27 protein-coding genes are annotated in these 25,156 nt (G+C 68.5%); 13 read left to right on the top strand and 14 right to left on the bottom strand.

Annotation, left to right across the window (positions count from 1 at the left end; all coding sequences use genetic code 11):
• Positions 1–14 precede the first annotated feature (14 nt).
• The 4 genes from AB0H76_RS01315 to typA form a co-directional block, all read right to left on the bottom strand.
• The gene (locus AB0H76_RS01315) at positions 15–1,499 is read right to left on the bottom strand and encodes an amino acid permease (RefSeq protein WP_357315703.1); all 1,485 of its coding nucleotides are present in this window, start codon (positions 1,497–1,499) and stop codon (positions 15–17) included.
• A 94-nt stretch (positions 1,500–1,593) separates the two neighbouring features.
• Complete coding sequence (gene mshB / locus AB0H76_RS01310; RefSeq protein ID WP_357315700.1) at positions 1,594–2,487, bottom strand: N-acetyl-1-D-myo-inositol-2-amino-2-deoxy-alpha-D-glucopyranoside deacetylase; 894 nt, start codon at positions 2,485–2,487, stop codon at positions 1,594–1,596.
• The gene (locus AB0H76_RS01305) at positions 2,484–4,220 is read right to left on the bottom strand and encodes an ABC transporter family substrate-binding protein (RefSeq protein WP_357315697.1); all 1,737 of its coding nucleotides are present in this window, start codon (positions 4,218–4,220) and stop codon (positions 2,484–2,486) included. Before AB0H76_RS01305 ends, mshB begins: the two co-directional genes overlap by 4 nt.
• 167 nt (positions 4,221–4,387) lie before the next feature.
• The gene (gene typA / locus AB0H76_RS01300; protein ID WP_357315694.1) at positions 4,388–6,286 is read right to left on the bottom strand and encodes a translational GTPase TypA; all 1,899 of its coding nucleotides are present in this window, start codon (positions 6,284–6,286) and stop codon (positions 4,388–4,390) included.
• Between the two features lie 151 nt (positions 6,287–6,437).
• On the opposite strand from typA, the gene AB0H76_RS01295 reads away from it, so the two are divergent.
• Both AB0H76_RS01295 and AB0H76_RS01290 read left to right on the top strand, forming a co-directional pair.
• Positions 6,438–6,614 carry a hypothetical protein gene (locus AB0H76_RS01295; protein WP_357315691.1) on the top strand — a complete coding sequence of 59 codons (177 nt, stop codon included), beginning with the start codon at positions 6,438–6,440 and terminating at the stop codon, positions 6,612–6,614.
• 21 nt (positions 6,615–6,635) lie between these two features.
• Positions 6,636–6,941: a 4a-hydroxytetrahydrobiopterin dehydratase gene (locus AB0H76_RS01290; protein ID WP_357315689.1), complete on the top strand. Its 306-nt coding sequence runs from the start codon at positions 6,636–6,638 to the stop codon at positions 6,939–6,941.
• Here AB0H76_RS01290 and AB0H76_RS01285 read toward each other — a convergent pair.
• On the bottom strand, positions 6,871–8,130 hold the full coding sequence (locus AB0H76_RS01285; protein WP_357315686.1) for a mannosyltransferase: 1,260 nt from the start codon (positions 8,128–8,130) through the stop codon (positions 6,871–6,873). The two genes, AB0H76_RS01290 and AB0H76_RS01285, sit on opposite strands and share 71 nt — an antisense overlap.
• Positions 8,131–8,477: 347 nt before the next feature.
• Here AB0H76_RS01285 and AB0H76_RS01280 point away from each other — a divergent pair, with 347 nt between their 5' ends.
• Positions 8,478–9,263 carry a hypothetical protein gene (locus AB0H76_RS01280; RefSeq protein WP_357315683.1) on the top strand — a complete coding sequence of 262 codons (786 nt, stop codon included), beginning with the start codon at positions 8,478–8,480 and terminating at the stop codon, positions 9,261–9,263.
• Between the two features lie 101 nt (positions 9,264–9,364).
• Positions 9,365–9,715: a hypothetical protein gene (locus AB0H76_RS01275; RefSeq protein WP_357315680.1), complete on the top strand. Its 351-nt coding sequence runs from the start codon at positions 9,365–9,367 to the stop codon at positions 9,713–9,715.
• A 53-nt stretch (positions 9,716–9,768) separates the two neighbouring features.
• Here AB0H76_RS01275 and AB0H76_RS01270 read toward each other — a convergent pair whose 3' ends face one another.
• The 5 genes from AB0H76_RS01270 to AB0H76_RS01250 all read right to left on the bottom strand — a co-directional run bounded on the left by AB0H76_RS01270 (position 9,769) and on the right by AB0H76_RS01250 (position 12,421).
• On the bottom strand, positions 9,769–10,527 hold the full coding sequence (locus AB0H76_RS01270) for a hypothetical protein (RefSeq protein ID WP_357315677.1): 759 nt from the start codon (positions 10,525–10,527) through the stop codon (positions 9,769–9,771).
• A complete protein-coding gene (locus AB0H76_RS01265; protein WP_357315674.1) occupies positions 10,524–11,087 on the bottom strand; it encodes a hypothetical protein in 564 nt (187 codons plus the stop codon). Before AB0H76_RS01265 ends, AB0H76_RS01270 begins: the two co-directional genes overlap by 4 nt.
• A gap of 132 nt (positions 11,088–11,219) precedes the next feature.
• Entirely contained in the window at positions 11,220–11,459 is a 240-nt protein-coding gene (locus AB0H76_RS01260; RefSeq protein WP_357315671.1) for a hypothetical protein, read from the bottom strand.
• Between the two features lie 106 nt (positions 11,460–11,565).
• Positions 11,566–11,892 (bottom strand): hypothetical protein, encoded by a 327-nt coding sequence (locus AB0H76_RS01255; protein ID WP_357315669.1) that lies wholly within the window; start codon positions 11,890–11,892, stop codon positions 11,566–11,568.
• Positions 11,893–11,962: 70 nt separating this feature from the next.
• Positions 11,963–12,421, bottom strand: coding sequence for a MarR family winged helix-turn-helix transcriptional regulator (locus AB0H76_RS01250; protein WP_357315666.1), 459 nt, complete (start codon positions 12,419–12,421; stop codon positions 11,963–11,965).
• 75 nt (positions 12,422–12,496) lie between these two features.
• On the opposite strand from AB0H76_RS01250, the gene AB0H76_RS01245 reads away from it, so the two are divergent.
• The 7 genes from AB0H76_RS01245 to AB0H76_RS01215 all read left to right on the top strand — a co-directional run bounded on the left by AB0H76_RS01245 (position 12,497) and on the right by AB0H76_RS01215 (position 18,892).
• Positions 12,497–13,939 carry an MFS transporter gene (locus tag AB0H76_RS01245; protein ID WP_357315663.1) on the top strand — a complete coding sequence of 481 codons (1,443 nt, stop codon included), beginning with the start codon at positions 12,497–12,499 and terminating at the stop codon, positions 13,937–13,939.
• A 68-nt stretch (positions 13,940–14,007) separates the two neighbouring features.
• Entirely contained in the window at positions 14,008–14,607 is a 600-nt protein-coding gene (locus tag AB0H76_RS01240; RefSeq protein ID WP_357315660.1) for a CHAP domain-containing protein, read from the top strand.
• 249 nt (positions 14,608–14,856) lie between these two features.
• Entirely contained in the window at positions 14,857–15,990 is a 1,134-nt protein-coding gene (locus AB0H76_RS01235; RefSeq protein ID WP_357315658.1) for a hypothetical protein, read from the top strand.
• A 206-nt stretch (positions 15,991–16,196) separates the two neighbouring features.
• On the top strand, positions 16,197–16,892 hold the full coding sequence (locus tag AB0H76_RS01230) for a DUF1906 domain-containing protein (protein ID WP_357315655.1): 696 nt from the start codon (positions 16,197–16,199) through the stop codon (positions 16,890–16,892).
• Positions 16,893–16,925: 33 nt separating this feature from the next.
• Complete coding sequence (locus AB0H76_RS01225) at positions 16,926–17,627, top strand: TetR/AcrR family transcriptional regulator (RefSeq protein WP_357315652.1); 702 nt, start codon at positions 16,926–16,928, stop codon at positions 17,625–17,627.
• A 129-nt stretch (positions 17,628–17,756) separates the two neighbouring features.
• A complete protein-coding gene (locus AB0H76_RS01220; protein WP_357315649.1) occupies positions 17,757–18,728 on the top strand; it encodes a diiron oxygenase in 972 nt (323 codons plus the stop codon).
• Between the two features lie 2 nt (positions 18,729–18,730).
• Complete coding sequence (locus AB0H76_RS01215; protein ID WP_357315646.1) at positions 18,731–18,892, top strand: hypothetical protein; 162 nt, start codon at positions 18,731–18,733, stop codon at positions 18,890–18,892.
• Between the two features lie 4 nt (positions 18,893–18,896).
• Here AB0H76_RS01215 and kstD read toward each other — a convergent pair whose 3' ends face one another.
• Positions 18,897–20,579 (bottom strand): 3-oxosteroid 1-dehydrogenase, encoded by a 1,683-nt coding sequence (kstD, locus tag AB0H76_RS01210; protein WP_357315643.1) that lies wholly within the window; start codon positions 20,577–20,579, stop codon positions 18,897–18,899.
• 22 nt (positions 20,580–20,601) lie between these two features.
• Positions 20,602–21,210: a helix-turn-helix domain-containing protein gene (locus tag AB0H76_RS01205; RefSeq protein ID WP_357315640.1), complete on the bottom strand. Its 609-nt coding sequence runs from the start codon at positions 21,208–21,210 to the stop codon at positions 20,602–20,604.
• Positions 21,211–21,316: 106 nt separating this feature from the next.
• Between AB0H76_RS01205 and AB0H76_RS01200 the strand changes: the two genes are divergently transcribed.
• On the top strand, positions 21,317–23,038 hold the full coding sequence (locus AB0H76_RS01200; protein ID WP_357315637.1) for a protein kinase: 1,722 nt from the start codon (positions 21,317–21,319) through the stop codon (positions 23,036–23,038).
• 51 nt (positions 23,039–23,089) lie between these two features.
• Here AB0H76_RS01200 and AB0H76_RS01195 read toward each other — a convergent pair whose 3' ends face one another.
• Positions 23,090–23,332: a CsbD family protein gene (locus AB0H76_RS01195; RefSeq protein WP_357315634.1), complete on the bottom strand. Its 243-nt coding sequence runs from the start codon at positions 23,330–23,332 to the stop codon at positions 23,090–23,092.
• A gap of 190 nt (positions 23,333–23,522) precedes the next feature.
• The gene (locus AB0H76_RS01190; protein WP_357315631.1) at positions 23,523–24,527 is read right to left on the bottom strand and encodes an alpha/beta hydrolase family protein; all 1,005 of its coding nucleotides are present in this window, start codon (positions 24,525–24,527) and stop codon (positions 23,523–23,525) included.
• A gap of 171 nt (positions 24,528–24,698) precedes the next feature.
• Between AB0H76_RS01190 and AB0H76_RS01185 the strand changes: the two genes are divergently transcribed.
• Positions 24,699–25,154, top strand: coding sequence for a nitroreductase family deazaflavin-dependent oxidoreductase (locus AB0H76_RS01185; protein ID WP_357315628.1), 456 nt, complete (start codon positions 24,699–24,701; stop codon positions 25,152–25,154).
• The last annotated feature ends 2 nt before the right edge of the window (positions 25,155–25,156 follow it).

Below are 25,156 nucleotides of genomic sequence, written 5' to 3'. Positions count from 1 at the left end.
CTACGTCCGGTTGGCTAGCCTTTGCGTTTGCGCTTGCCCATCGGGAGGTTGGCGACGACCGGGAACTGCCCGGTGTTGCCTTCGCGCTGCTCGGCGATGGCCATGACCCGTTTGCGCGCGGCGAACCAGCCGATGATCAGCGCCGGCACGATGACCACCAGCGCGCCGACGGTCCAGGTGCCGATCGGGGTGTCGAAGGCCATCAGCACCAGGACCAGGAACAGGAACACCAGCGTCAGGATGCCGGTGTAGGGCGCGCCGAACATCCGGAAGGCCGGCCGCTGCACCTTGCCCTGCTTGGACCAGCGATAGAACTGCAGCTGGCACAGCACGATGGTGGCCCAGGAGGAGATGATGCCGAGCGAGGCGATGTTCAGCACGATCTCGAACGCCTCGTCCGGGACGATGCCGTTGAGCGCGATGCCGAACAGCGCGACCACGCTGGTGAGCAGGATGCCGCCGTAGGGCACGCCGTTGTCGCCGATCACGCCGGTGAATTTCGGCGCGCTGCCGTTCATCGACATCGAGCGCAGGATGCGGCCGGTCGAGTACAGACCGGCGTTCAGGCTGGAGAACGCGGCGGTGAGCACGACCAGGTTCATCACGCTGCCGATGCCGGGGACGCCGAGCGCGGCGAAGAAGGTGACGAAGGGGCTCTCGCTGGCCTTGTAGGCGGTGTAGGGCAGCAGCAGCCCGAGCAGCACCACCGAGCCGACGTAGAAGATCGCGATCCGGAAGATCACCGAGTTGATCGCGCGCGGCATGATCTTCTCGGGATTCTCGGTCTCCCCCGCCGCGGTGCCGACGAGTTCGACAGCGGCGTAGGCGAAGACGACGCCGGAGGTGACCAGGACCAGCGGCAGCAGCCCGTTCGGGAACAGCCCGCCGTTGTCGGTGACCACCGACATGCCGGTCGGCTGCCCCTGCACCGTGAACCGGCCGAGCAGGAAGATGGCGCCGATGATGATGAACGCGCTCAGCGCGAACACCTTCACCAGTGCGGCCCAGAACTCCATCTCGCCGAACCACTTCACCGACATCAGGTTGATGCCGAGCACGATGAGGAGCGCGATCAGCGCCAGCACCCACTGCGGGATATGGGAGAACCCGGCCCAGTAGTGGAAGTACTGCGCGATCGCGGTGGTGTCGGCGATACCGGTCATGGACCAGTTCAGGAAATACATCCAGCCGGCCACGAAAGCGGCCTTCTCGCCGAAGAACTCACGCGCGTAGGACACGAACGATCCGGAGGACGGCCGGTGCAGCACCAGCTCGCCCAGGGCCCGCAGGATCAGGAAGGCGAAGACGCCGCAGACTCCGTAGACCAGGAACAGCCCGGGGCCCGCGCTGGCGAGCCGCCCGCCCGCACCCAGGAACAGGCCGGTGCCGATGGCGCCGCCGATCGCGATCATCTGCAGCTGCCGCGGCTTGAGGCTCTTGTGATAGCCGTGGTCCTCGACGCTGAGGTGATTCGAATCGTGGTCGCTGACTGCCGTCATGAAACGTGCATTCCTCCGCGTCGAACGTCTGTGAACGAGGGAACCCTACCTCGGGTTCACCGCATTTCAGCAGACGTCCAGTTACCGGCGTTTATCAGCTACTTTGCGCAAATCGGGCAATACCGGCAAACAGGTCGTGCTCGCGGCCGTCGGCGCCGATCGGCCCGCGCGCGCCGCGCACGAGCACGTAGTGCTCCTCGGGCAGGACCGGCTGCGCGATGTTGTTCGAGAGCGCGAATTCGCGCCCGGCCGGAGCGACCGTCACCTGCGTGGCGTGGGCCCGCAGCGCGGCGCGCTTGGCCGCCAGCGCATCGGAGACGTCGACCGTCGTGGTGACGGTTTGGCTGGGGACGCAGGCGAGTTCATCCGCGAAGGGCAACCGCCATCCCGGCGGCAGCGCGCCGGGCAGCCCCTCGACGGTGCGGCGGGCCAGCGCGGCGGTGTGCAGGCGCAGGATGTCGCCGTCGGTCACGGTCCAGTAGAACTTCGGTGTATCCCAGCCCTTGTCGGCCGCCGCGTGCACCGCCGCCGTCGTGATCTGGTGCGCGCGAATGTGATCCGGGTGACCGTAGCCGCCCTTCGGGTCGTAGCCGACCACCACGTCGGGGCGCAGTTCGAGCACGATCTCGGTCAGCGCGTCCACCGCGGCCGCGCCGGAATTGACGAAGGCCCGAGGATTCTCGGCGGAGGGCGTGCCCGCCATCCCGGAATCCCGCCAGCGCCCGGCGCCGCCGAGGAAGCGCGGCGGCCCCGCGTCCAAAGCCGCCAGCGCCCTGGTCAATTCGGTGATCCGATAGCCGCCGAGCTGATCGGCGTGATCGACGGTGAGCTGGGCCCATTCGTCCCCGATCACCTCGCCCTCCTCGCCGAGGGTGCAGGTCAGCACCTGGACCGGAACGCCGAGGCGGCGATAGTGCGCGATGGTGCCGCCGGTGGTGATGGATTCGTCGTCCGGGTGCGCGTGCACCAGCAGCAGACCACCGCTCACGGCAGGCGCCGCCACATGGCCGCGTCACCGAAGATGCCGACCTGGATGGCTCCGCTCAGCGAGGCGCCGTCCACCCGCGGGCCCGCGGCGGCGACCACGTTGTCCTGCACGATGGGCAGCACGGTCGACAGATTCCACAGGGCCGGTTCGGCTTCGGCGAGCACCTGGGGCACGTCGACACCGCGCAGCGCGGCATCGATCCCGCCTTGCAGCACCGGATCGCACACCCCGGACAGGTTGCTCGGCGCCCGGCGCATCGCCTCGACGGTCGGGGCGGTGCCGGTGTCGGAGCCGGTGTCCGTCGGCGGCAGGCAGCCGTAGCGGGAGGCGAGCACGGTGGCCGGATCGGACCCGGCGACCGCCCAGCCCGCGATCGCGTCCACGCCGCCCTCGACCAGTTCCTTGCCGTAGAGCGCGTCCGCGGCCAGGCTGCGGACGGTGGCATCGATACCGGCACTGCGCAATTGGTCGGCCGCGGTATTGGCGACCGCGAGCGAGGTCGCGTCGCCGGTCACCGCGCCGATCCGAATGGCAAGGGTCTTACCGTTTTTCGTGAGCTGACGGGGCTGCGGCGCGGGCGCGGTCGGCGAGCTCGCAACGGGCGTTTCCGGCGCCCGGGTGTACCCGGCCTCGCCGAGCAGCCCGAAGGCCTCCTCCGCGGACAGCCGCGGCGGCGCGGTCGGCGCGTAACCGGGGTCGGACGGGCTCAGGATCTGCGCACGCACCGGCTCCACCCAGCCGCCGGTCTGCGCGCCGACAGTCGCCAGCAGCGACGGATCGAGCAGCGCGAAAACCCCGCGGCGGACCCGGGCGTCACTGAGATCGCCGGTGCCGCGGCCGTTCAGCACGAGCTGCAATTGCCGCGACTGCGCCATGATCGCGGTCCGCACCGAGGGGATCGCCGCCAGCTGCGCCTGGGTCGCGACGCCGCCGTGCACCAGGGTCATCTGCGCGTCCCCGGTGCGCAGCGAATCGGCCAGCTGCGCGGGAGTTCCGCCGCGCCGCAACAGGATCTGGTCCGGCGCGGCCGGGGTGCCCCAGTAGCGGTCGTTGCGTTCGAGCAGGATCTCGTCGCGGCCACGATCCACCGACTTGATGCGGAAGTTGCCGCCCGACACCTGGATTCGCTCGACCAGGCCGTTGGTGAAACCGCCCGGCGAGTCCTTCAGCAGATGCGAGGGCAGCAGGTTGGTGAACAGCTCCCGCCAGGCCGGGTAGGCCTGGGTCATCTTGACCTTCACGGTCTTTCCGCCGTCGGAGGAGTCCACATCCGAGATCAGCCGGTAGCCCGCCGGATCGACGACACCGGGCTGGGTGATCATCTGCTGCCACAGGAACCGGAAATCCTCGGCGGCGATCGGGGCGCCGTCGGACCAGTTGGCCTGATTGCGCAGCGCGTAGGTGATGGTGAAGGGCTCCTGCGAGCTGACCTCGGCGGAGGTCACCAGCGCGGTGTCGGCCACCCACTCCGTCGCGCCCGGCGCCGCGGTATTCGGCACCGGCCGGAACGGGCTGGGCAGCACCATCGAACTCACCGCGGCGGTGGCCGGCGACTGATCGGAACGCAGATGCGGGTTGAACCCGATCCCGATGTCGTCGATGGCCACCACGACGGTGTTCTTGCCCGGCTTGGCCGGCGTCGTCTTGGGGCTGTCGGTGCTCTCGATGGGCGGTGGCGGATTCGCCGTGCAGCCGGCGAGGACCGTCACGGAGGCCGCCATCAGCACTGACATCACGCGCACCGTGGCGCGTCGTCCGGCGCGCGAGGTCAGGCCCGGAGGCGGCAGCCTGCGTAACCATGCAGGGCCCCGAACGCGCCAAGTAGATTCTGCCCCCGGGCTCACACGCCGCACACTACTAGACGGCGTGTGAGAATCCGTTGCCTCGCCGGGCATTCCCACTACAGAGCGGCCCGGTCCCGAGCCTTACGCCGCGACAGTTCACGGCCGCGTTCGGTGGCGCCCAGGATCAGCTTGCGCACGCGCACGATTTCCGGGGTCACCTCGACGCACTCGTCGCCGGCGCAGAACTCCATCGCGCTTTCCAGCTCGAGCTGCAGCGGCTTGGCCATGGTCTCGAACGTGTCCGCGGTCGCGCTGCGCATATTGGTCAGCTTCTTCTCGCGGGTGACGTTGATATCGAGATCCTCCGCACGCGGGTTGATGCCCACGACGTGACCCTCGTAGGTGTCCGCGCCCGGCTCTACGAAGAACTGGCCACGGTCGGCCAGCTGGATCATGGCGAACGGGGTCACCGTGCCCGCGCGGTCGGAGACCAGCGAGCCGGTGTGGCGGGCGCGGATCTCGCCGGCCCACGGCGCGTAACCGTGCGAAACGGCGTTGGCGATACCGGTGCCGCGGGTTTCGGTGAGGAAGTCGGTGCGGAAACCGATCAGGCCACGCGAGGGGACGATGAACTCGATGCGCACCCAGCCGGCGGCGTGGTTGCTCATCTGCACCATCTTGCCCTTGCGGGCGGCCAGCAGCTGGGTGATCGCGCCCAGGTACTCGTCGGGGCTGTCGATGGTCAGCTCTTCGAACGGCTCGTGCACCTTGCCGTCGATGTTCTTGGTGACCACCTGGGGCTTGCCGACGGTCAGCTCGAAGCCCTCGCGGCGCATCTGCTCGACCAGGATGGCCAGCGCCAGCTCACCGCGGCCCTGCACCTCCCAGGCGTCCGGACGGCCGATGTCGAGCACGCGCAGCGACACGTTGCCGATCAGTTCCTTGTCGAGGCGATCCTTGACCATGCGCGCGGTCAGCTTGTGGCCCTTCACCCGGCCCACCATCGGCGAGGTGTTGGTGCCGATGGTGACCGAGATGGCGGGCTCGTCGACCGCGATGCGGGGCAGCGCGACCGGGTTCTCCGGATCGGCGAGGGTGTCGCCGATCATGATCTCCGGGACGCCCGCGATGGCGACGATGTCACCGGCCACGGCGACCTCGCCGGGCTGGCGCTCGACGCCGATGGTCTGGAGCAGCTCGGTGATCTTGATGGTCTTGACGCCGTCGGCGTGCATCCAGGCCACGTTCTGGCCCTTGCGCAGCTCGCCGCTGTAGATGCGAACCAGGCCGAGGCGGCCCAGGAAGTTGGAGGCGTCGAGGTTGGTGACGTGCGCCTGCAGCGACCCGTTCGGATCGCCCTTGGGCGCGGGGATGTACTCCATCAGAACGTCGAAGAGCGCGTTCAGGTTCTCGGCGTCCGGCGCGGAGCCGTTCTCCGGCTGCTCCTTGGAGGCCTTGCCCGCGCGACCGGAGGCGTAGAGGACCGGCAGGTCCAGCGCCAGCTCGGCGGCTTCGGCGGCCTCGTCGTCCAGATCCGAGGCGAGATCGAGGAGCAGGTCGTGACTCTCCTCGACGACCTCCGCGATCCGGGCATCGGGGCGGTCGGTCTTGTTGACCACCAGGATGACGGGGAGCTTCGCGGCCAGCGCCTTGCGCAGCACGAAGCGGGTCTGCGGGAGCGGACCCTCCGAGGCGTCGACCAGCAGCACGACGCCGTCGACCATGGACAGGCCACGTTCGACCTCACCACCGAAGTCGGCGTGGCCGGGGGTGTCGATCACGTTGATGACGGTTACCGAGCCGTCGGGGTTATGCCGGTGTACCGCGGTGTTCTTCGCGAGAATGGTGATGCCCTTCTCGCGCTCCAGGTCACCCGAGTCCATGACCCGATCGACCAGCTCCGCCCGTTCGGCGAATGCCCCGGACTGCCGCAGCATGGCGTCGACCAGCGTCGTCTTGCCGTGGTCGACGTGGGCCACGATGGCCACGTTGCGAAAATCGCGCGCAGACGACACGCTGAATCCTCCTGCTGTTGGTGTAGGTCGGCCGGCCCTGCAAACAGGTAGCGAAAAAAACTCACCTGGGGCTAGCGGCCAGGTGATACCTTACCGGCAATCACGTGTCCCCTCCGCGTCCGGCTCCCCGACTTAGGGTATGCTAACCATTGTGGGCAAGGTGAAAGCCAAGAAGGTTTCCAAGCTGAAACCTAAGAAGAAATGCTGCCGTAAGAAGACGCGCTGCATCAAATGCCCTGTTGTCATCATGCGGATGCAGAAGGCAGAGGCACGCGGCTGCTGTGGCAAAGACCTCAAGAAAGCCTTGAAACTGGCGCGCGCCGCGTAGCGAATTGGGTAGAACCGGGTCATGAGTACCCCACTACTGACCGACGCCGAACTCACCGACGCGCTCCTCGAGTTGCAGGGCTGGACTCGCTCCGGTGACACCATCACCCGCACCCTGCAGGCGACCTCGTTCCTGAACGGCGTCGAGCTCGTGCGCCGGGTCGCCGACATCGCCGAGACGATGAACCATCACCCCGATATCGACATTCGCTGGCGCACGCTGACCTTCGCGCTGTCCACCCACGACTCGGGCGGACTCACCGCCCTGGATGTCGCGCTGGCTCGGGAGATCGATCGGCTGGCCGCGCTGGCCGGTTCCGCCGACTGACCCAGATCACCCAGACGAAGAACACCAGCACGCCGAACAGGTCGACCGCGCCCAGCCAGGCCAGCCACCCCGGCCGGGACACGTCCCAGATCGAGGGCTGGGCGAACGACAGCACCCACGGCACGCCGATCAGCATGGTGAGCAACCAGAATCCCGCCAGCAGGCGCGCACCGGGCGCCTGCCGCAGCGGGCCGTACACCAGCCACAGCACGGTCGGCAGCAGCCAGACGAAGTGGTGGGACCAGGAGATGGGCGAGATCATCAGCCCGAACAGCTGGACGATGATCAGCGTGCCCAGCCGGTCGTCGGGGCCGAGGGTGCGCCAGGCGCAGACGCCGAGCACCGCGATCACCAGCACGCCGGCCAGGTACCAGGGGCCGGTCTGCACGTCGTAGCCGACGATCCGGCTCAGCGCGCCGCGCATCGACTGGTTCCACACCGACCCGACCGGGCCGATCCGGTCGGCGTCGCCGAGCAGGGTGCCGAAATACCGCTTCGCCTCGTGCCGATTGATCAGGAAGCTGATGCCGACGGTCAGCCCGAACACCACCGCCGACCAGACCGCCGCGCCCCAGCGCCGCCGCGCCACGAAGTACAGACCGGTGATCGCCGGAGTCAGTTTGATGCCCGCGATGATGCCGACCAGCCCGCCCGAGACCCACCAGCGGGTGCTGCGCGCGGCCAGCATCGCGCCCAGCACCAGGAAGACGTTCACCTGCCCGTAGTCGATGGTGGTGCGCACCGGTTCCAGCCACACGCCCACCGCGGTCCAGCCGATCGCCGCTGCCTGCCAGCCGATTTCGCGCATCCGATCGCGACCGAGCAAGAGCTCCAAGCTGATTTGCACGATGCCGTAGAGCGCGGCGACGGTGGCCAGCAGCCAGCCGATCGCGATCACGGTGAACGGCAAGAAGTGCAGCGGATAGAACACCAGCGCCGCGAACGGCGGGTAGGTGAACGGCAGCGGGAAGTCCGGCGTTTTCTCCGAATACGTGTAGTCGTAGAGCTTGTCGGTGAGCAGCGAGGCCGAACCGTCGACGTAGACGTGCAAGTCGACGAGGTTCATCCCGTTCTCCGACAGCAGCATCCACAACAGCCGCGCCAGCACGGACAGGCCGAGGGCCAGCACCGCCCAGCGCAGGCGGGTGGCGGCCGGACGGTGGGTCGTCCGAACGCTCTCTGGGGTCACATCGCGGCTTTCGTTCGGGCATTGGGCGGCAGGGGCTGAAAACTCCGACTACATTAACCGCAGCGCGAAGGCCCACAAGGCGGACGCCCCGGTAGGACCACTCATCAGGGCCCTATAGTGATGCCCGGCCTGCACCCTGGCGCCGCATAATTGCTGATAACATCTGCATCACACTTCACTCGAGTAACACCAGATCGCGCTAGGTTCTGACCACACTGTTCGTCCAGAGCGCACTACTAGGACACCGCAGCTGTACAACTCGGTGACCTTGTCCCTAGAGTGACCCCGAAACGATGGGTTTTCACCCCATCGCACCAGATGTACCCGAAGGTAAGGACGGCTAGACAGTGCTTCGCAACCGAGGATCGCGGATCGCATTGACCGCTCTCGCCCTGGCCGCGAGTGCTTCACTCGCTGCGCCCACCGCCATTGCGGCTCCGGCGCCCGCGTCCACCGCGGTTTCGAACGACATCCCCATCGTGCCCGAGGGCGTGCCGGTCGACGCGCTGGCCGCGCTGGCCCCGGCCATCGTCGGCTCGATCACCGGCCCCGCCAAGGACATCGCCGACGGACCGCAGGCCGCCATCCTGGCCCAGGCGCGCACCCTGCTGGCCACCCTGAACCTGCCCCCGCAGATCAAGGCCACGCTGGAACGCATCATCACTTTCCTCGACGGTAGCGGCGGCGGCGGCCCGACCCTGCCGCAGGACGGCCCCGTCATCGCGCAGTTCCTGTACCCGAGCATCGGCAAGGGCTGCATCAGCGCCAGCGCCGATTCGGTCGGTACCGCGCTCGCGGTGCCCGGCCCGGCCCAGCTGCCCCCGCCCGGGCCGAAGTCCGGTCAGACCGGTTTCGTGTTCACCGCGCTCGGCACCAAGTCGCCGACCGCCGAACAGAGCGCGCCGATGACGGTGCAGTGGATCAACCTGAACACCGGCAAGTCCGGCGTGCAGACCCTGACCGACGACGCCAAGATCAACCCGGACGGCCCGGCCACGCTCTCGGCCATCGCCGATACCGGCGCCGGTCGCGTGGTCGCCGTGGTGGGCGGTTCGCTGACCACCCAGGCCGCCGATGCCGAGCCGCGCACCTGCTCCTTCCTGCCGATGCTCGGCTTCTTCAACGTCGCCTGATATTTGCCCGAAGCCCGGTGGTCCGTCGACCGCCGGGCTTCGTCGTTTCCGGACCCCGGTGTTAGCGCGTGCATCTCGTCGCACTGTGGTAGACCCGAGTCATGGCGACTGTCGACGCACCCTCGCACTCCCGCCGGAGCAGGCGATCGCACCGGTCGATTCTGTCCTACCGCTCCGAAGGCTCGATCCTGTCCATCGGCTCCGCCTACTCGATCCTGTCCATCGGCAGCGTCGGCTCGGTGTTGTCGATCGGCTCGGCCGGCTGCTTCGGCTCGCTGCTCTCCTCGGCCTCCTTCGCCAGCCTCGGCTCGGCGTTCTCCGGCCGCTCGCGCTGGTCGATGTTCTCCTGGCGCGGCGATCACGCGGCCCCCGAGTCGCGCCCGACGCTGCGCGTCGTCGCCGACGACGAGCCGGACCTTCGCGGCTCCCCACTGAGCCACAGCCAGACCTAGACAGCGACACACCCCCTGCGTGCGGGCACGCAGGGGGTGTGTCGGCTCCGGGGTTACGGAGTGCTCAGGAGCTGGTTGAAGAAGTCACGGTAGCCGCGCAGGGCGTTGCGCAGGTCCTCGGTGTCGGCCTGGTCGGTCCAACGCTGCCCGAGGGTCTGCTTGCGCTCGGCGAAAGCGGCCGTGAGGTGATCGATGGTCGAGGTGACGAGTTCGTCGGCGCGGGTGACGGCGTCCTGCGGGTTGTCGACGAAATTGCCCTGCAGTTCGCGCCATTCGGTGCGTAGTCGCTCGAGCTCGTCCTCGGCGAACAGCGGGCCGCTCACGTCGCCGTTGGTCTCGGCGGACACCGGCGACTTCGCCTCGGGCACCGCGGTGGCGGTCTCGTGCGCCGCGGTCTCGTGCTCCGCGGTCGCGGGCAGGGGCTCGTACGGCTCCGAGTCGACGGCCGGGTCGTAGCTTTCGGACCCGACGGCCGCATCGTAGGTTTCGGACTCGGTCGCGGGCCGCTCGGTGTCGGCGTAAGTCCCGTCGACGTCGCGCTCGGTTGCCGGGGATTCCGCGGTCTCGGCCTCGTGCGCGTAGTCCGCCCGGTCCGGGTGCTCGTTCAGCTCGGCGTCGGTGGCCCGCTCGGTCTCGGCCGATTCGGCCGTGGTGGCCTCGTCGCCGGCGTGGTGGGTGCCGGACCAGCCGTTCGGGTCGTCGCCGGGGACAAGCTGATCTTCCTCGGCGTCGTGCGGCTTGGCGTAGGCGGACTCGGCGGCGGTGTCGTCGGAATCCGAGGGCTGGGCGCCGTGGACGTGTTTGGTGCTCATGACTTCGCTTCCTTGGTGTGCTGGGTGGTGTGGCCGTTCATCAGGTCTTGGAAGAGTTCGCGGTAGTGCACGATCGCGGTGCGCATCTCCTCGGTGGAGGCGCCGTCGCCGTCGCGACGGGTCGCGATCTCGTGCGCGGTGCGGTAGTGGCCGAGCGTGTTGGCGTGTTCCACCGACAGATCCGCGACCTGCTGGTCGTAGCCTTCGGTGGGGTAACCGCGTTCGGACATGATGGTGGTGACGAGCTGGTCCGCCGCGACCACGGCCTCGGCCGGATGGTCGACGAACTGCTCTTGGACCCCGGCCCACTCGGTCAGGTACTGCTCTTTGCGTTCCTGGGGCAGCTCACGCAGCTCGAGTTCGGCGTGCCGACGTTCGCGTTGCGCCAGTTCACGTTCGGCGGTCTTGCGATCCTCGGCTTCTTGCAGGGTCCGGTCGTACTCGGGCCCGAATTTCTCCCGCAGCCGCCGCCTGCGCACCGCGGGCCACATCAACAAGCCCAACAGCGCGAGGGCGACTACCACCGCGATAACCAGCACTACCAACATTCCGGACGACACCGCATTCTCCTTCGACGAGCGTCTGTTGTTCCGGTAGTGCCTCGCGATCGGCGACTCAAACATCGGGTTATTTCGATGGGGCACAGCAAAATAGGGGCCCCGCCGTCGGCGAGACCCCCAGTTGCCGGTTGGCTACCGACCGGTCAGGTGCCGGATTCGCTCGCGTACCCGAGCCTCGTCGACGCCGAGCCGAGCGCACGCGCCGGCCAGGTCGACAGCCGGAAATGACTGTGGCGCACGGCCGCACGCGTCGACGACGGCGACCGGGCGGCCGGCACTGGTCAGGATGACGCGCTGCTGCCTGCTCGCGTCGACGAGCCAGCCGACCCCTTTCAGGGACGCGGCGGAGACCGGAATTCGTAATGGGCCCATAGTGTTCAGTGAACCCGACAAAGCCGCGCCGCACACCTCGAACCCCCGAATAGGTACTGGTGGGGCTGCGGGTGCACGAGTCAATCCGGCTGGGGCACTTGAAGACTCAATGCCAGGTCCGGATCCACCGCTGCTTGGCCCAGCGCCGTAATCGGCGGCTGACGAGCAGCGCCGGTAAGAGCAGGACACCGCCCAGCAACATCAGCACCAGCAGCAGCCCGGCGAGGAGTTCGCCGAGAGCTTGCAGGGCCGCGGGGATCACACACGCCGCGGCCGCGACAGCGAGCACGACGGCGGCGGTGGTGTGCCCGGAATCGGCGAGGATGGCGGCCGAGGTACCCAGGCCCGCCGCGATCACCAGACCTAGGACACCGATGAGGTAATTGTCCCAGGAAAGCCAGGTAGAGGGTTCTGTGCTGCGGTGCTGTCCCACCGTCGCGAGCCTAATGGGATCGGCCACGGACACAACGGGTTCGCACCGATTGTCCGCATCGATGTCCGCCCTAGGGCCGCGGCCACGGGTTGTCTTCCTTGGCCTCGATCGAGGCGTTGAACCGTGCGACGAGTTTGCTCAGCAGTGCCACATCGGCCGCGTCCCAGTCCGCGACGACGGCGCCGATGCCATCCCGGCTCTGCGCTCGATCCTGGACCAGCAAATCCAATCCCGCGGGGCTGGCCTGGATCTTGCGCGCGATCCCGCCCGCGGGGTCCGGAACCCGTTCGACCAGACCCTGTTTGAGCATCGAGCCCACTTGACGGTTGATGGTGGAGATATCGAGCCGGAACGCCTCGGCCAGCTCGCGCAGGCTCAGCGGCGCGTCGAGCTCGAGCCGGATCAGCAACAGGTAGGCGGAGCGGTCGAGCTGGAATCCCGGACGGCGTAGCACCGAGGTCGGGAAGTGCCGGGAGAGCAGGGTCATCTCGTAGACCAAGCGCTGCAGCGCGGCCGGCTCGTCGGACATGGGCACCACTATGTCGGCCGGATCACGCCGAGAGCAAATTGTGCACCCTACACACGATATGTACCGTACACACTCATGACCATTGCCGAATCCAGCGCGGAAACCGCCGACCCGAGTCCGGCGCAGACTCCCCGCCGTCCCGCGCCCGCCGTGCTCATCGCGACCCTCGGCATGGTCGGCGTCGTGGTGTCGCTGATGCAGACGCTGGTCATCCCGATCATTCCGTCGCTGCCCACGCTGCTGAGCACCTCGGCCTCCAACGCCTCCTGGGTCATCACCGCCACGCTGCTCGCGGGCGCGGTGTTCACCCCGATCAGCGGCCGGCTCGGCGACATGTTCGGCAAGCGCCGCGTGCTGTTCGTGAATCTGCTGGCGCTGATCGCCGGCTCGGTGGTCTGCGCGAGCTTCTCCTCGCTGCTGCCCGAGGTCATCGGCCGCTCGCTGCAGGGCGCGGCGGTCGGTGCGATCCCGCTCGGCATCAGCATCATGCGCGACGAACTCCCCGCCGAGAAGGTGGGCTCGGCCATGGCCATCATGAGCGCCACCCTGGGCGTCGGCGGCGCGATCGGCCTGCCGGTCGCCGCCGCGATCGCGCAGAACGCCGACTGGCACATGCTGTTCTGGACCGCCGCGGGCATGGGCGTGCTGTGCGCGGTGCTGGTGTTCATCTTCGTTCCGGAGTCCCCGGTCCGCACGCCCGCCCGGTTCGACTTCGGTGGCGCCGTCGGTCTTTCGATCGCGCTGCTGGCGCTGCTGATCGCGATCACCAAGGGCGCGGACTGGGGCTGGGCCAGCGGATCGATCCTGGCGCTGTTCGCGGTCGCGCTGGTGATGTTCCTCGGCTGGGGCTGGTACGAGCTGCGCCAAGCCGCCCCGCTGGTCGACATCCGCGTGTCGGCACGGCCGCGGGTGCTGTTCACCAACGTCGCCTCGATCGCGGTCGGCTTCGCGCTCTACGGCATGTCGCTGACCTTCCCGCAGCTGCTGATGGCACCCGAGGAGACCGGCTACGGTTTCGGGCTGTCCATGGTCAACGCCGGCCTCGTGATGGCGCCCACCGGCCTGGTGATGATGCTGCTGTCGCCGGTGTCGGCGCGGCTGTCGGCCGCGCGCGGCCCGAAGGTGACCCTGATGCTCGGCTCGGCCGTGATCGCGACCGGTTACCTGCTGGCCGTGGTGCTGATGGACAGCGTCTGGCAGATCATGCTGGCCTCGGTGATCTGCGCCGGCGGCGTGGGCCTGGCCTACGCGGCGATGCCCGCGCTGATCATGGGCGCGGTGCCGATCACCGAGACCGCCGCCGCCAACGGCCTGAACTCGCTGATGCGCTCGGTCGGCACCTCGACCTCCTCGGCCGTGATGAGCGTGGTGCTCGCCCACATGACCATCCAGCTCGGTACGCACGTGCTCCCCTCGCGCGAGGGCTTCCACACCACCTTCTTCATCGCGATGGCCGCCGCCGTCGTGGCGATCGCGCTGACCGCCTGCATTCCGATGGGCAAGAAGCCCGCCGCCTGAGCGACGCGGGAACCGTTCGGCGCCCCCGTTCGTCTACTCGGTAGAACGGCACGAAGGACCGGGGGCACATGAACAAGCAGAAGATCGGCCGCTGGGCGGGGCTGGGCATCATCCTGGTGGCCGCGCTCGCGGTCGCCGCGGTCCTGGGAGTGCGCCTGTGGCACCAGCACTCGGCCGAATCCGCGGTCATCGGGGAAAATCTCACCGAGTTCCCGGCCCTGGACGAGTCGAGCCTGAGCGCCGATCAGGCCCGGCTCGGCGAGGTGCTGCGGCGGGAGTTCGAGCAGCCCGGCGCCGGCACCAAATACGCCGAGGGCATCGAAGAAGCCTGGTGTGCCGACTTCGTCAGCTGGGCGATGCGCGCGGCCGGCCTTCCACTGGCCAACCCGAACTCCGGATCCTGGCGCATTCCGGGCGTTTACACGCTGACGGAGTACTACCAGGGAGCCGGCCGATTCACCGGCCTCGCGGGATATTCGCCGCGCACCGGCGACGTCTTGCTCTACAGCGACGGCAGCCCGTTCACCCAGCACACCAACATCGTGCTGGACTACGCGAACGGCTCGGTGACCACGATCGGCGGCAACGAATTCGACGATGTGCGCATCAGCAGATTTGTGCTGGCGGAAGTGCCCGGCGTGGTCGGACTCGGCAAGTTGCACAGCTGAGCCGTTGTCAACTGTGAGAATCGTTGCTCATCTGCCCGAATACTCGGCGCGCGGACAATCGGCGAGTCCGGCCCCGCGCCTTACCATGGAGTAGGCGGCGCCCGGCAGCGTCGCTCATAGGGGCCCTGTCCTGCTACCCCCTCATCAGCAGGACAGGGATCCCGCCTCGTTCCCAGGCGGCGCACGCCGCCGGAAACCTCGGTCGCGTAGCGTGTCCGGTGTCCGTCTTCAGGTAAGGGTTCCGCAACAGTGCAGCCGATCGACGCCACGGGTAGTGATCCGACCTGGATCGACTACGCCGAATTCGGAGAACGCTTCGTCGCCCAGGCGGTGACCGAGCAGCGCATCGTGTCCGCGGTGGCCGGTATGGCCGGCCGCGGCGTCAGCATCGGCCCGTACTCCCTGGGCCCGGCGGGCCTGGCCGGTTTCCTCGCCGAGGGCAAGGTCGGCGAACCCGTGGTGCTGCGGCGCGACCCGCACGTCGTCTTCCAGGTCACCGTGCCGCTGTCGCTGTCGGTGAAGGTCTTGCTCGGCGGGCAGAAGCTGCGGCTGGCGGCCGTCGTCGAGATCGATCTGGCCCTGCACGCGCGGACGGCCGACCCGGTACTCATCGTCATCGACATCCCGCCGATCACCGCGGCCGACGTCAGTTTCGTGCTGCGCGCCCAGGCCATCGCCGCGTCCTGGGAGGGCCTGCTCGGACCGCTGGCCGGAATGGTGCAGAACGAGGTGACCAAGCGGGTGAACGCGATTCTGTCCGAGCCGCAGGCCCGGCGCGGGCGGGTCTTCGACGTCGAGGCCATCGTGGCCGGCACGCCGTCCCCGCATCGCGACAAGGCCGAGTTCGACTGGATCGACTACGGCGAGTTCGGCCACCGCTTCTTCGAGCACATCGTCACCCGGGAGCGCGTCTTCGACGTGGTGCGCCGGATGGCCGGCCGCCCGATCGAGGTCGGGCCGCTGCGCACCGGCCCCGGCAAGAAGGCCACCGTGCAGGTGCGGGGTTCGATCCTGGAGCCGGAGCTGACCGAGCGCGAGGCGGACGAGGTGTCCTTCGACCTGTTGCTGCCGGTGAGCCTGGACATCACCGTCGACGTGCTCAAGTCCAATCGCTACCGCGCCGACGTGCGGGTGCCGCTGGTGCTGACCGCCCGCGCGAGCGACCCGCTGTCGATCGTCATCGATGTCGACCCGCTCGACACCGCGGACATCCAGCTGGAATACAAGGCCGAGGGCATGCGCGCCGCCACCCTGGGCGCCCTGGCCGGAATCAAGAAACAGGTGGTAGCCCAGGTCGCGAGCGTGGTGCGCAAGGAATTGGGCAACGCGTCCGGGCGGACCATCGACGTCGCCGCCCGGATCGGCGGCAGCAAAACCCGCTAGTGACCGTTGGGACTCGTGTGGTGAGTGTGTCCGATGGGTCTGGCGGTTCCCCTGTGAATATGGTGAAATAAGTTCACGTTCGAGGCTCCCGGCGCGCGGCTGCAGGAATGTAGCCACCTTGGGGAAGGTGCGCCGGGCACGCTGCCCATAAAGGTGCGCAATTTCGGCTCGCGCATCCCAGCGGTTTGTGCGAAGGAGTCTGCGTAATGGAGTTGTCCCGGCGTTCCCTTTTCACCTGTGCCGCCGCCGTGGCGGCCGTCGGTTTGACCGCGCCCCGAGTATCCGCCGAGCCGCTGGGCACCCTGCTGGACTACGCGGGCGGCGTCCCCTCCGTCGAGGCGATCATGCAGGCGGGCCATCTGGGCGCCATCCGGTACGTCTCCGATCGGCGGCCCGGCGCGGAATGGATGATCGGCAAACCATTGCTCGCCCTCGAGGCCGAAGCCCTGCGTGCCGCGGGCCTGGCGGTCGTGTCCTGCTATCAATTCGGCAAGGGCCCCACCGCGGATTGGCGCGGCGGTTTCGAAGCGGGTCAGCGCCACGCCGAGCGGGGGATGGAATTGCACCGCGAGGCGGGCGGGCCGGACGACCGTCCCATCTACACCTCCATCGACGACAATCCGAGCATCGAGGAATTCGACGCGATGGTCCGCCCGTACCTCGAAGGCTGGGAATCGGTCGCCGGTCACCAGAACACCGGCGTCTACGCCAACTCCCCGACCATCGACTGGGCGTTGGACTCGGGCCTGGGCTCCTATTTCTGGCAGCACAATTGGGGCACGCCGCAGGGTTATGTGCACCCGGCCGCGCACCTGCACCAGTTCGAAATCGACAAGCGGGCGGTCGACGGCGTCGGCGTCGATCTCAACCACATCCTGACCGAGTCGTATGGACAGTGGTGAACCCGTAGCGCCGGAGATGGAATGCTGTGAGACATGGTCGCGCGGCGTAACGAGGGTTCCGGTGGGCGCTGGGGTGAGCACAACGCCGAGCGCCGCCGTGCGGTCATGGACGCGCTCGTCGAGCTGATCGAGGAGTCCGAACCGGGCACCGAGATCTCGCTGCAGGACATCGCCGACCGGGCCGGCCTGAAACGCTCGGTGATCTACCGGCATTTCGCCGATCGCAAGGACCTCGACGCCCAGACCCGGGAGTACCTGGTCGAGTCGTATATCGGCACGCTGATGCCGACGCTGGACCCCGAGGATTCGGTGCGCGAGACGGTGTATCGCGCCGTGCACACCTACGTCACCCTGGTGGCGGCCCATCCCCGCCTGCACCGGTGGGTGGAGCAGGGGCCCGGCAGCCACGATCCCTCCGGCGTGATCGTGGTCGCCGGTACCAAAGAGGCCGTCGCGCAGCGCATCTCGGCACTGTTCACGCCCGCGGCCGCGCTGTTCGGGCAGGCCGACCCCGCCATCGACGTGGCGGCCTTCGCGGTGGTGTCGACGGTGGACGGCGCGGTGACGCGCTGGCTGCGGACCCGGCCCGGCGGCTGGGACGCCGCCCAGGTCAGCCGCGCGCTGACCGATTCGCTGGTGATGGTGCTGGAAGGCCATGCCCGCAACCGGGGTATCCCCGTCGACGCGGACGTGCCGATCGGCGAACTGCTGGCCGAGGCCGCCGCCCGCTACTGAGTCACCGTTCGGCCATGACCGCGACAGATTGTCGCGGTCAACCCTTGCCCGCACCGCATGCCCGGCGGTACCGTGACGTTATTGAGCGCGACACAGTGTCGCGATCACAGCTGGAGGAGGCGGGGCCCGATGCCCGAGGCACTTCGTGACGAGTACATCGAGAAACTGGCGACCCTGTCCTACGGCTCGGTCCACAAGCGGTTCGATCCGTATATCGACATCCCCTGGGACGACCCGGAGTTCGCCGTCCGCGCCGACGACGACCGCTGGATCATGCCCACCGCGGACCCGTTCGGCGCGCACCCCTGGTACCAGGCGCTGCCGCGCGAGCGGCAGATCCACATCGGCATGTGGCGGCAGGCCAATATCGCCAAGGTGGGCCTGCAATTCGAGAACATTCTCATCCGCGGGCTCATGCAGTACGTGTTCAGCCTGCCCAATGGGTCGGCCGAATTCCGTTACTGCACACACGAATCCATCGAAGAGTGCAACCACACCATGATGTTCCAGGAGGTGGTCAACCGGATCGGCCTGGATGTCCCCGGCATGCGCCCCTGGGTGCGGGTGGTCGCGCCGCTGGTTCCGTTCCTGGCCAACGTCTTTCCGGAATGGTTCTTCGTCATGGTGCTGGCCGGCGAGGAGCCGATCGACCACGGGCAGAAGACGCTGTTGCGCTCGGGCGCCGCGGCCCACCCCATGATCGAACGGGTGATGGCGATCCACGTCGCCGAGGAGGCCCGCCACATCAGCTTCGCCCACGGCTACCTGGAGCACGCGGTGCCGCGGCTGGGCCGGTTCAAGAAGTTCGCGCTGTCGCTGGTGTTCGCCCCGACCATGCGCATCATCTGCGATCTGATCGCGGTGCCCACCAAGGAGTTCCGCCAGGACTGCGACGTGCCGCAGTCGGTGCTGGACGAGGTCTTCTGGGGCAGCCCGGAATCCCGCAAGCTGCTGCGCGGCTTCTTCGCCGATGTCCGCATGCTGGCCACCGACCTCGGCCTGATCAACCCGATCTCCCGGATCCTGTGGAAGATCTGCCGCATCGACGGCACCACCTCGCGCTACCGCAGCGAACCCGCCCGCTCCCACGGCGGACGATAGCCGTGCTGGAACTGAGCTGGATCCTGCTGCCCGTGGGGATCGTCGTGGCGCTCCGCACCGCGGCCACCCTGGGCGGCGGCACCGATCTGGACTACCGCCGCCAGGAAGAGCGCGCCGCCTATCTGCACCGGGATCGGTCCCCGGCGCAGCTGTCGCGGCGCTGACCGGTCAGCCGCGGGCCGGGAGCACCGCGGCGGCGTGCCGGGCCGCGAGGTAGGCGAAGACCAGCGCGGGGCCGATGGTCGCACCCGGTCCGGCGTAGGTGTGGCCCATGACCGGGGCGCTGGCATTGCCCGCGGCGTACAGGCCCGCGATGACACTGCCGTCCGCGCGCAGCACCCGCGCGTCCGAGTCGGTGACCAAGCCGCCCTTGGTGCCGAGGTCGCCGGGCACCATCTTCGCGGCGTAGAACGGACCCTGTTCCAGCGCACCGAGATTCGGATTGGGGCGCTGACGCGGGTCACCGTAGTAGCGGTCGTAGGCGCTTTCACCGCGACCGAAGTCCGCGTCCTTGCCCGCGTGCGCGAAACCGTTGAACCGGGCGACCGTCGCCGCGAGCGTGGCGGCGGGAACGCCGATCCGCTCCCCCAGTGCGGCAAGGGAATCCGCACGCGTCACCGCCCCGGAGTCCAGCCAGCGCCGGGGTATCGCCTGGCGCGGCGTCAGGCCCGCGAACGAATAGCGGTTGCGGTAGCGCTGATCGAAAATCAGCCAGGCGGGCAGGTTTTCGCCGGGACCGGTCCCCTGGCCGTGCACGCCGCCGTACATCCGGTGCGTGGCTTCGACATAGGGCAGCGATTCGTTCATGAAACGCTCGCCGCGCTCGTTGACGATCAGGCTGCCCGGCAGGTTGCGTTCGGCCAGGCAGAACCACGGCACCCGGGGCAGCGGAATGGACGGCCCCCACCACGCGTCGGACATGAATTCGACTGCCGCGCCGACTGATTGGCCGACTCGAATACCGTCTCCGGTGTTGCCCCGCGCGCCGACGGTCCAGCCGGTCCCGATCGGCTGACGCTGATAGCGCTCGCGCATCTCCGCACTGTGCTCGAAGCCGCCCGCCGCGATCACGACGCCGCGGCGGGCCTCGACGAACTGCTCGACACCCTCGCGCCGGACCACGACACCGGTGACCCGGCCGTCGTCCTCGCGCGCCGCGACGAGCGCGGTATCCAGCCACAGCGGGATATTCGCGTCCAGCAGGCCGCTGCGCAGCATCGCCATCAGCGCCTGGCCGCGCGTGCGCAGCTGCTGCCGCAGCAGGTTCGCTTTCGCCCAGCGCGCGCCGATGGCGAGGGCCCGCGGCAGGAAGCGCGGGTTACGCAGGCCCAGGTGCAACTGCCGGAAGTCGGCCTGGGTGAGCACGAAATTTCGCGGGCCCGGCGCGTAATCCCGTTCCAGGGTGGCCAGTTCGGAACCGAGCCGGCGCGCGTCGAACGGTTTCGGCTCCACCGATCGGCCGTGCGCCCGCCCGCCCTCGACTTCCGGGTAATAGTCGGAATAGCCCGGCACCCAGCGCATGTCCAGCGGGGTGTGCCGCTGCAAGAACTCGAAAACCTCGGGGCCACGATCGATATAGGTGTCGATGCGCGCGGTGCCGGCCTCCGCGCCTACGATGCCGTGCAGGTAGGTGCGCGCGGCTTCGATGTCGTCGGCCGGGGCCTGCTCTCGCAGTACGGGATTCCCGGGCATCCACAGCCCGCCCCCGGACCGTGCCGAGGATCCGCCCCAGCGCTGAGCCTTTTCGATGACGATGGCGCTCAGGCCGTGGTGCGCGGCGGTGAGCGCCGCGGCCATCCCGGCGGCTCCCGACCCGACGACGACCAGGTCGAAGACGTTGGTGTCCTGCATGTTCGATCCCTATCCGGTTGTTTCAGCCCTGCGCGCGCCAGCGCCGATCCAGCACGGCGGCCAGGGCTGCTTCGATACAGACGGGCAGCGACGCTGCCGTGTTGTCCGCGCTGCGCAGCCATTGCAGATATCCGAACTCGGCGGCGGCGAGCATCAAATGCACCAGCAGCCCCGACCGGCTGTCCCCCGCGGGATCGCCCGGCATCCGCTGCGCCACCAGCTCGATCAGCCGGGCGCGATGCTCGGGCGGCACCAGCGCGACCCGGTCGAGCAGATGCGGCGCACTGCGGAACGCGGCGCGCCAGTGCGCCAGCTCGGCGGGGGCCAGGGCGGCCGAGCGCGTCAAGATCGCCTGGGCCAGTGCCACATCCGCGGCTTCGCCCACCGGGCGCTCCTCGAGCAGCGCGGCGATCCCCGCGCCGCCCTCCCGGACCGGGTCCAGCAGCAGGTCTTCCTTGCTGCGCACGTGCCGGAAGTAGGTACTCGGCGAGATCTGCGCCGCGGCCGCGATCTGCTCGGTGGTCACCGCGTCGAATCCGTTGCGCGCGAACAACTCGAACGCGGCCCGCTGGATTTCGGCGCGCACCTGCCGCCGCTGCCGTTCCCGCAGGGATACCGATTCCGTCGCCATGCCTGAAAGTATCTCCACGTATGACAGTCTCTGTCAACAAGATACTAACTATCACCAAGGCCGGGTGGGTCTCGCGCCCGGACGGGCGACGCCATAGGCTGACGCCGTGGTTTCCGGGCGGACAGTGGTCGACGGGCGTTTCGAGTTGATCGAGCCGCTCGGCAGTGGCGGCATGGGGACGGTGTGGCGCGCCCTGGATGTGATGCTGCACCGGGATGTGGCGCTGAAGGAGGTGCGGCCCGACATCTCACCCGGGGCCAGCTCACCGGCGGTGCAGCGGGAACGCGTGCTGCGCGAGGCGCGGGCGCTGGCCCGCATCGGGCATCCGAATGTGGTGGCGCTACACCACATCGTGAATTCCGAGGCCGAGGATCATCCGTGGATCGTGATGGAGCTGGTCCGCGGGCAGAGCCTGGCCGACCGGCTGGCGGCGGGGCCGCTGCCGGTGGGCGTGGCCGCACGACTCGGGCGGGGCATCCTGGCCGGACTGCGGGCCGCGCATTCGGTGGGTGTGCTGCACCGCGACATCAAGCCCGCGAATGTCATGCTGCGCGAGGATGGTTCGCCGGTGGTCACCGATTTCGGCATCGCCGCGATCGAAGGCCTGGGCGGGCTCACCTCCACCGGGAACCTGGTCGGCTCGCTGGAATATGTTGCCCCGGAACGCCTCGGCGGAAAAGAGGGCCATCCGGCGTCGGACCTGTGGTCGCTGGGTTTGGTGCTCTATGTCGCGGTCGAGGGTTACCACCCGATGCGGCGCGAAACGACCGTCGCGATCCTGGCCGCGGTGCTGGCGGGCGACGTGCCACCGCCGCGCCGCGCCGGTGCGCTCACCCCGGTGCTGGAGGCGCTGCTGGTACCCGAGCCGGAGCGCAGACCCTCGGCCGAGCAGGTGGATCAGTTACTCGCGCAGGCGATTTCCGCGACCTCGGTACCGTCCATGCCGCTGGCCGCGCCGCAACGGTTCCCCGGGCCGGAGCCGACGACACGGACCTCGGTCACGCCCGCCGGGGAGTATCGGCCGTTCGCGCACACACCGCCGCCGGGCGGGCAGTACCGGTCGCAGCCGTACGCCGTGCCGGCCGAACTATCGCACGCCCGGCCGCATTCCGCGCCGAGCGGATACCAGGTCGCCGCCTACTCGCCGACACCTGTCGACCCCCACCGACTACCGCAGCCCCCGCACCCCGCGCGCCGGATACTTCTCGCCGCCGGACTGGTGGTCGCCCTCGTCACGGTCGGCGCGGCCGTCACCCTGTGGCAGCGGCCGGACACCACCGCGAGCCCGCCGCCGGAAACGACCCAGTCGATCCAGCCCTCGATCCCCGGCCAGACCACGACGGTACGGACCAGCCCGGCCGCCGTACCGCGCACCGGTGCCGATCTTTTCGACCCCGCCACCCTGCGCACGGCGGTCACCGCACTCGAAAAAGCCGCCGGCACCACGGAATTCACCGAAACCAAGATCTACGCGGACCACGTCTCCACCGGCGCACCCGTCGCCGACCGCCCCTCCGTGTACGACCTGTACGACTACTACCGCGACAGCCAGAAGGCCAAGCGCACCGGCCCCGGCGGCCAGCTGTCCGATCCGACGATCCAGCTCGCCACCATCAATTGGGATGTGCTCCCCGCCCTGTTCGAGGCCGCCGCGGCCAAACTGAACATCCCGAAACCCACCATGCGCTACGTCATCGTCAATCCCGCCTGGACGTTCAACGACGACAAGCCCACGCTGCTGGTCTATCTCGTCGACGACTACGCCGGGGCCTACCTCGCCGCCGACCTCGACGGCGCCATCATCCGCACCTACGCCGCGGAGCGCTGAACACGACGATGCGGGCGGCGGTCTTTCGACCACCGCCCGCATCGGAACCCGTCAGCGGTTCTGGTAACCGGCCTGGCGAGCCTCGTCGATATCGGCTTCGGCGCGCGCCTTCTCGGCGGCGGCTTCCTTCTTCGCGGCTTCCCGCTGGGATTCCGCCTTGTCCTGCTGGGCGCGGCCCTCATCCTTGAGGCCCTCGTTACCGGTCACGATGCCGGTGGCCTCCTTGGCCTTCCCCTTCACGTCTTCGACGACGCCTTCGATTCCTTCACGGGGACCACTCGTATGTTCGGGCACAACTACCTCCAAATATCAGGCAACGGCTGACACTCTGGGCATACCCGTCCCACGGGAGCGAAACGCGATCAGGTCGAAATACTGGGGTCGTGCCTGGTCGGCGCCACTGTGGGACAGGCCACACCGAGGTGCGGGCCGCCGCACAGGTATGCGGCGCGAACGACTGGGTACACCGGCGTGCGGTTCCGGCTCAGGCGGGGATGCCCATGCCCTCGGCCAGCACCGGCCACGACTTGTGCAGGGCCTCTTCCCAGTACGGCCAGTAGTGCGTGCCGACCGGGTTGAACTGGTAGGTCGCGGGGATGCCCAGGCCGTCGAGGCGGTTCTTCAGGTTCACCGAGCAGGCGTTGGTGGCGCCCTCGATGATCATGCCGAGGCTGAGGTTGACCGCGCCCATCGGGCCGGGCGCCTGGTTCAGGTAGTACAGCACGTCGGCGGCCACCGGGATGCCGCTGCCGCTGGAGATGTAGAGCTTGGTGCCGCGCAGCTTCTCGGCGTTGATGACCGGGTCGTTGGCCGCCCACTGCGGGCTGTCGTCGGCGCCGTACATGTTCTTGGTGTTGCCACCGGCCCAGGTCTCGACCGAGAACTTCACGGCCTGCTTACCGATCGGGTCGGCGATCTGCGCGCAACCGCTGTAGGCCGCGACCGACTTCCACAGGCCCGGCTTGGCCTCGGCCAGCTGCAGCACCGAGGTGCCGGAGGTCGACAGACCGGCCAGCGAGTTCAGGCCGGTGGAACCGAGGGCGTCGTCCAGCAGCGCGGGCAGCTCCTCGGTGAAGAAGGTGCGCCACTTGTTGTTGCCGAGCTCGGGGTCGACCTTCTCCCAGTCGGTGTAGTAGCTGCCGCGTCCGCCGATCGGCAGGACCACGTTGACCGGCTTGTCGGCCAGGAACTCCAGCGCGTCGGTCTGGGCCTGCCAGCTCGCGGTGCCTTCGCCGCCGTCCAGGCCGCTGAGCAGCCACATGTTCGGGGCGGGCTTCGAATCGTCGGCCGGACGCTGCACGTCGACGGGAATCTCGGTATCCATGGCCGCCGAATAGACCTTCAGATGCCAGTTGCGTCCCTCCTTGACGATGGAGGTGACGGCCGAGGGCTTGTCCGGGGCCGCCGAAGCGGTGCCGCCGAGCAGCGTCATCGAGAGGGCGGCGGTAAGCGCGACCGCGGCGGTGTTGCGTAGGGCAGATAGCTTCACCGAATCTAAGTCTGTCGCCGAGGCCGAACTGTTACGCGGCAGTGCTGTTTATCACCGTCGCGACCGATCAGGAATCGAGAAGCCGAGAGCGGTGCCGCGCGCCTAACGTTATTACCAACAGCAATAACGCCAAATGAGCGGGCATTCCGCTCTATTAGACGGAGGCAGACAATGACCGATCAGCAGCGCAAAGCCGGCACTCCGGGCGCGTTCTCCCTCTGGATGCAGAAGAAGATGAATGCGCGGATGAACCGCAAGGTCCGCAAGGGCAAGGGTGGATTCGCGGGCATGGAGGTGCTGATCCTGAACACCGTCGGGTCGCGCAGCGGCGAGCCGCGCGAGACCCCGGTGGCCTGGTTCGACGACGGCGCCGGCGGCCGCCTGGTCATCGCCTCCGGCGGCGGCAGCCGGAATCCCGCCTGGTACACCAACCTGATGGCGCATCCGGACCAGGCCAGCATCGAACTGCCCGACAGTGCCGGCCCGGTCGCCGTGCTGCCGCGGACGCTCGAGGGTGACGAGCGCGCGCAGGCGTTCACGATCATCACCGCGGCGCAGCCGCGCATCGGGAAATACCAGAGCAAGTCCGACCGCGAATACCCCGTCGTCCGCCTCGCGCCGCGCTGAAC

This window comes from Nocardia sp. NPDC050712, assembly GCF_040654295.1.
In the GTDB taxonomy this organism is placed as follows: domain Bacteria; phylum Actinomycetota; class Actinomycetes; order Mycobacteriales; family Mycobacteriaceae; genus Nocardia.
Note: the sequence above shows the minus strand (reverse complement) of the source record. Positions and strands in the feature narration are given on the sequence as shown.

Coding starts and splice junctions, on each gene's coding strand:
- AB0H76_RS01305 (WP_357315697.1), bottom strand. CDS start 4,220: ATGTCAGTGCTGATGGCGGCCTCCGTGACGGTCCTCGCCGGCTGCACG.
- AB0H76_RS01205 (WP_357315640.1), bottom strand. CDS start 21,210: ATGGCGACGGAATCGGTATCCCTGCGGGAACGGCAGCGGCGGCAGGTG.
- AB0H76_RS01275 (WP_357315680.1), top strand. CDS start 9,365: ATGGCGACTGTCGACGCACCCTCGCACTCCCGCCGGAGCAGGCGATCG.
- AB0H76_RS01260 (WP_357315671.1), bottom strand. CDS start 11,459: ATGGGCCCATTACGAATTCCGGTCTCCGCCGCGTCCCTGAAAGGGGTC.
- kstD (WP_357315643.1), bottom strand. CDS start 20,579: ATGCAGGACACCAACGTCTTCGACCTGGTCGTCGTCGGGTCGGGAGCC.
- AB0H76_RS01185 (WP_357315628.1), top strand. CDS start 24,699: ATGACCGATCAGCAGCGCAAAGCCGGCACTCCGGGCGCGTTCTCCCTC.
- AB0H76_RS01225 (WP_357315652.1), top strand. CDS start 16,926: ATGGTCGCGCGGCGTAACGAGGGTTCCGGTGGGCGCTGGGGTGAGCAC.
- AB0H76_RS01250 (WP_357315666.1), bottom strand. CDS start 12,421: ATGTCCGACGAGCCGGCCGCGCTGCAGCGCTTGGTCTACGAGATGACC.
- AB0H76_RS01220 (WP_357315649.1), top strand. CDS start 17,757: ATGCCCGAGGCACTTCGTGACGAGTACATCGAGAAACTGGCGACCCTG.
- AB0H76_RS01290 (WP_357315689.1), top strand. CDS start 6,636: ATGAGTACCCCACTACTGACCGACGCCGAACTCACCGACGCGCTCCTC.
- AB0H76_RS01230 (WP_357315655.1), top strand. CDS start 16,197: ATGGAGTTGTCCCGGCGTTCCCTTTTCACCTGTGCCGCCGCCGTGGCG.
- AB0H76_RS01245 (WP_357315663.1), top strand. CDS start 12,497: ATGACCATTGCCGAATCCAGCGCGGAAACCGCCGACCCGAGTCCGGCG.
- AB0H76_RS01240 (WP_357315660.1), top strand. CDS start 14,008: ATGAACAAGCAGAAGATCGGCCGCTGGGCGGGGCTGGGCATCATCCTG.
- AB0H76_RS01315 (WP_357315703.1), bottom strand. CDS start 1,499: ATGACGGCAGTCAGCGACCACGATTCGAATCACCTCAGCGTCGAGGAC.
- AB0H76_RS01270 (WP_357315677.1), bottom strand. CDS start 10,527: ATGAGCACCAAACACGTCCACGGCGCCCAGCCCTCGGATTCCGACGAC.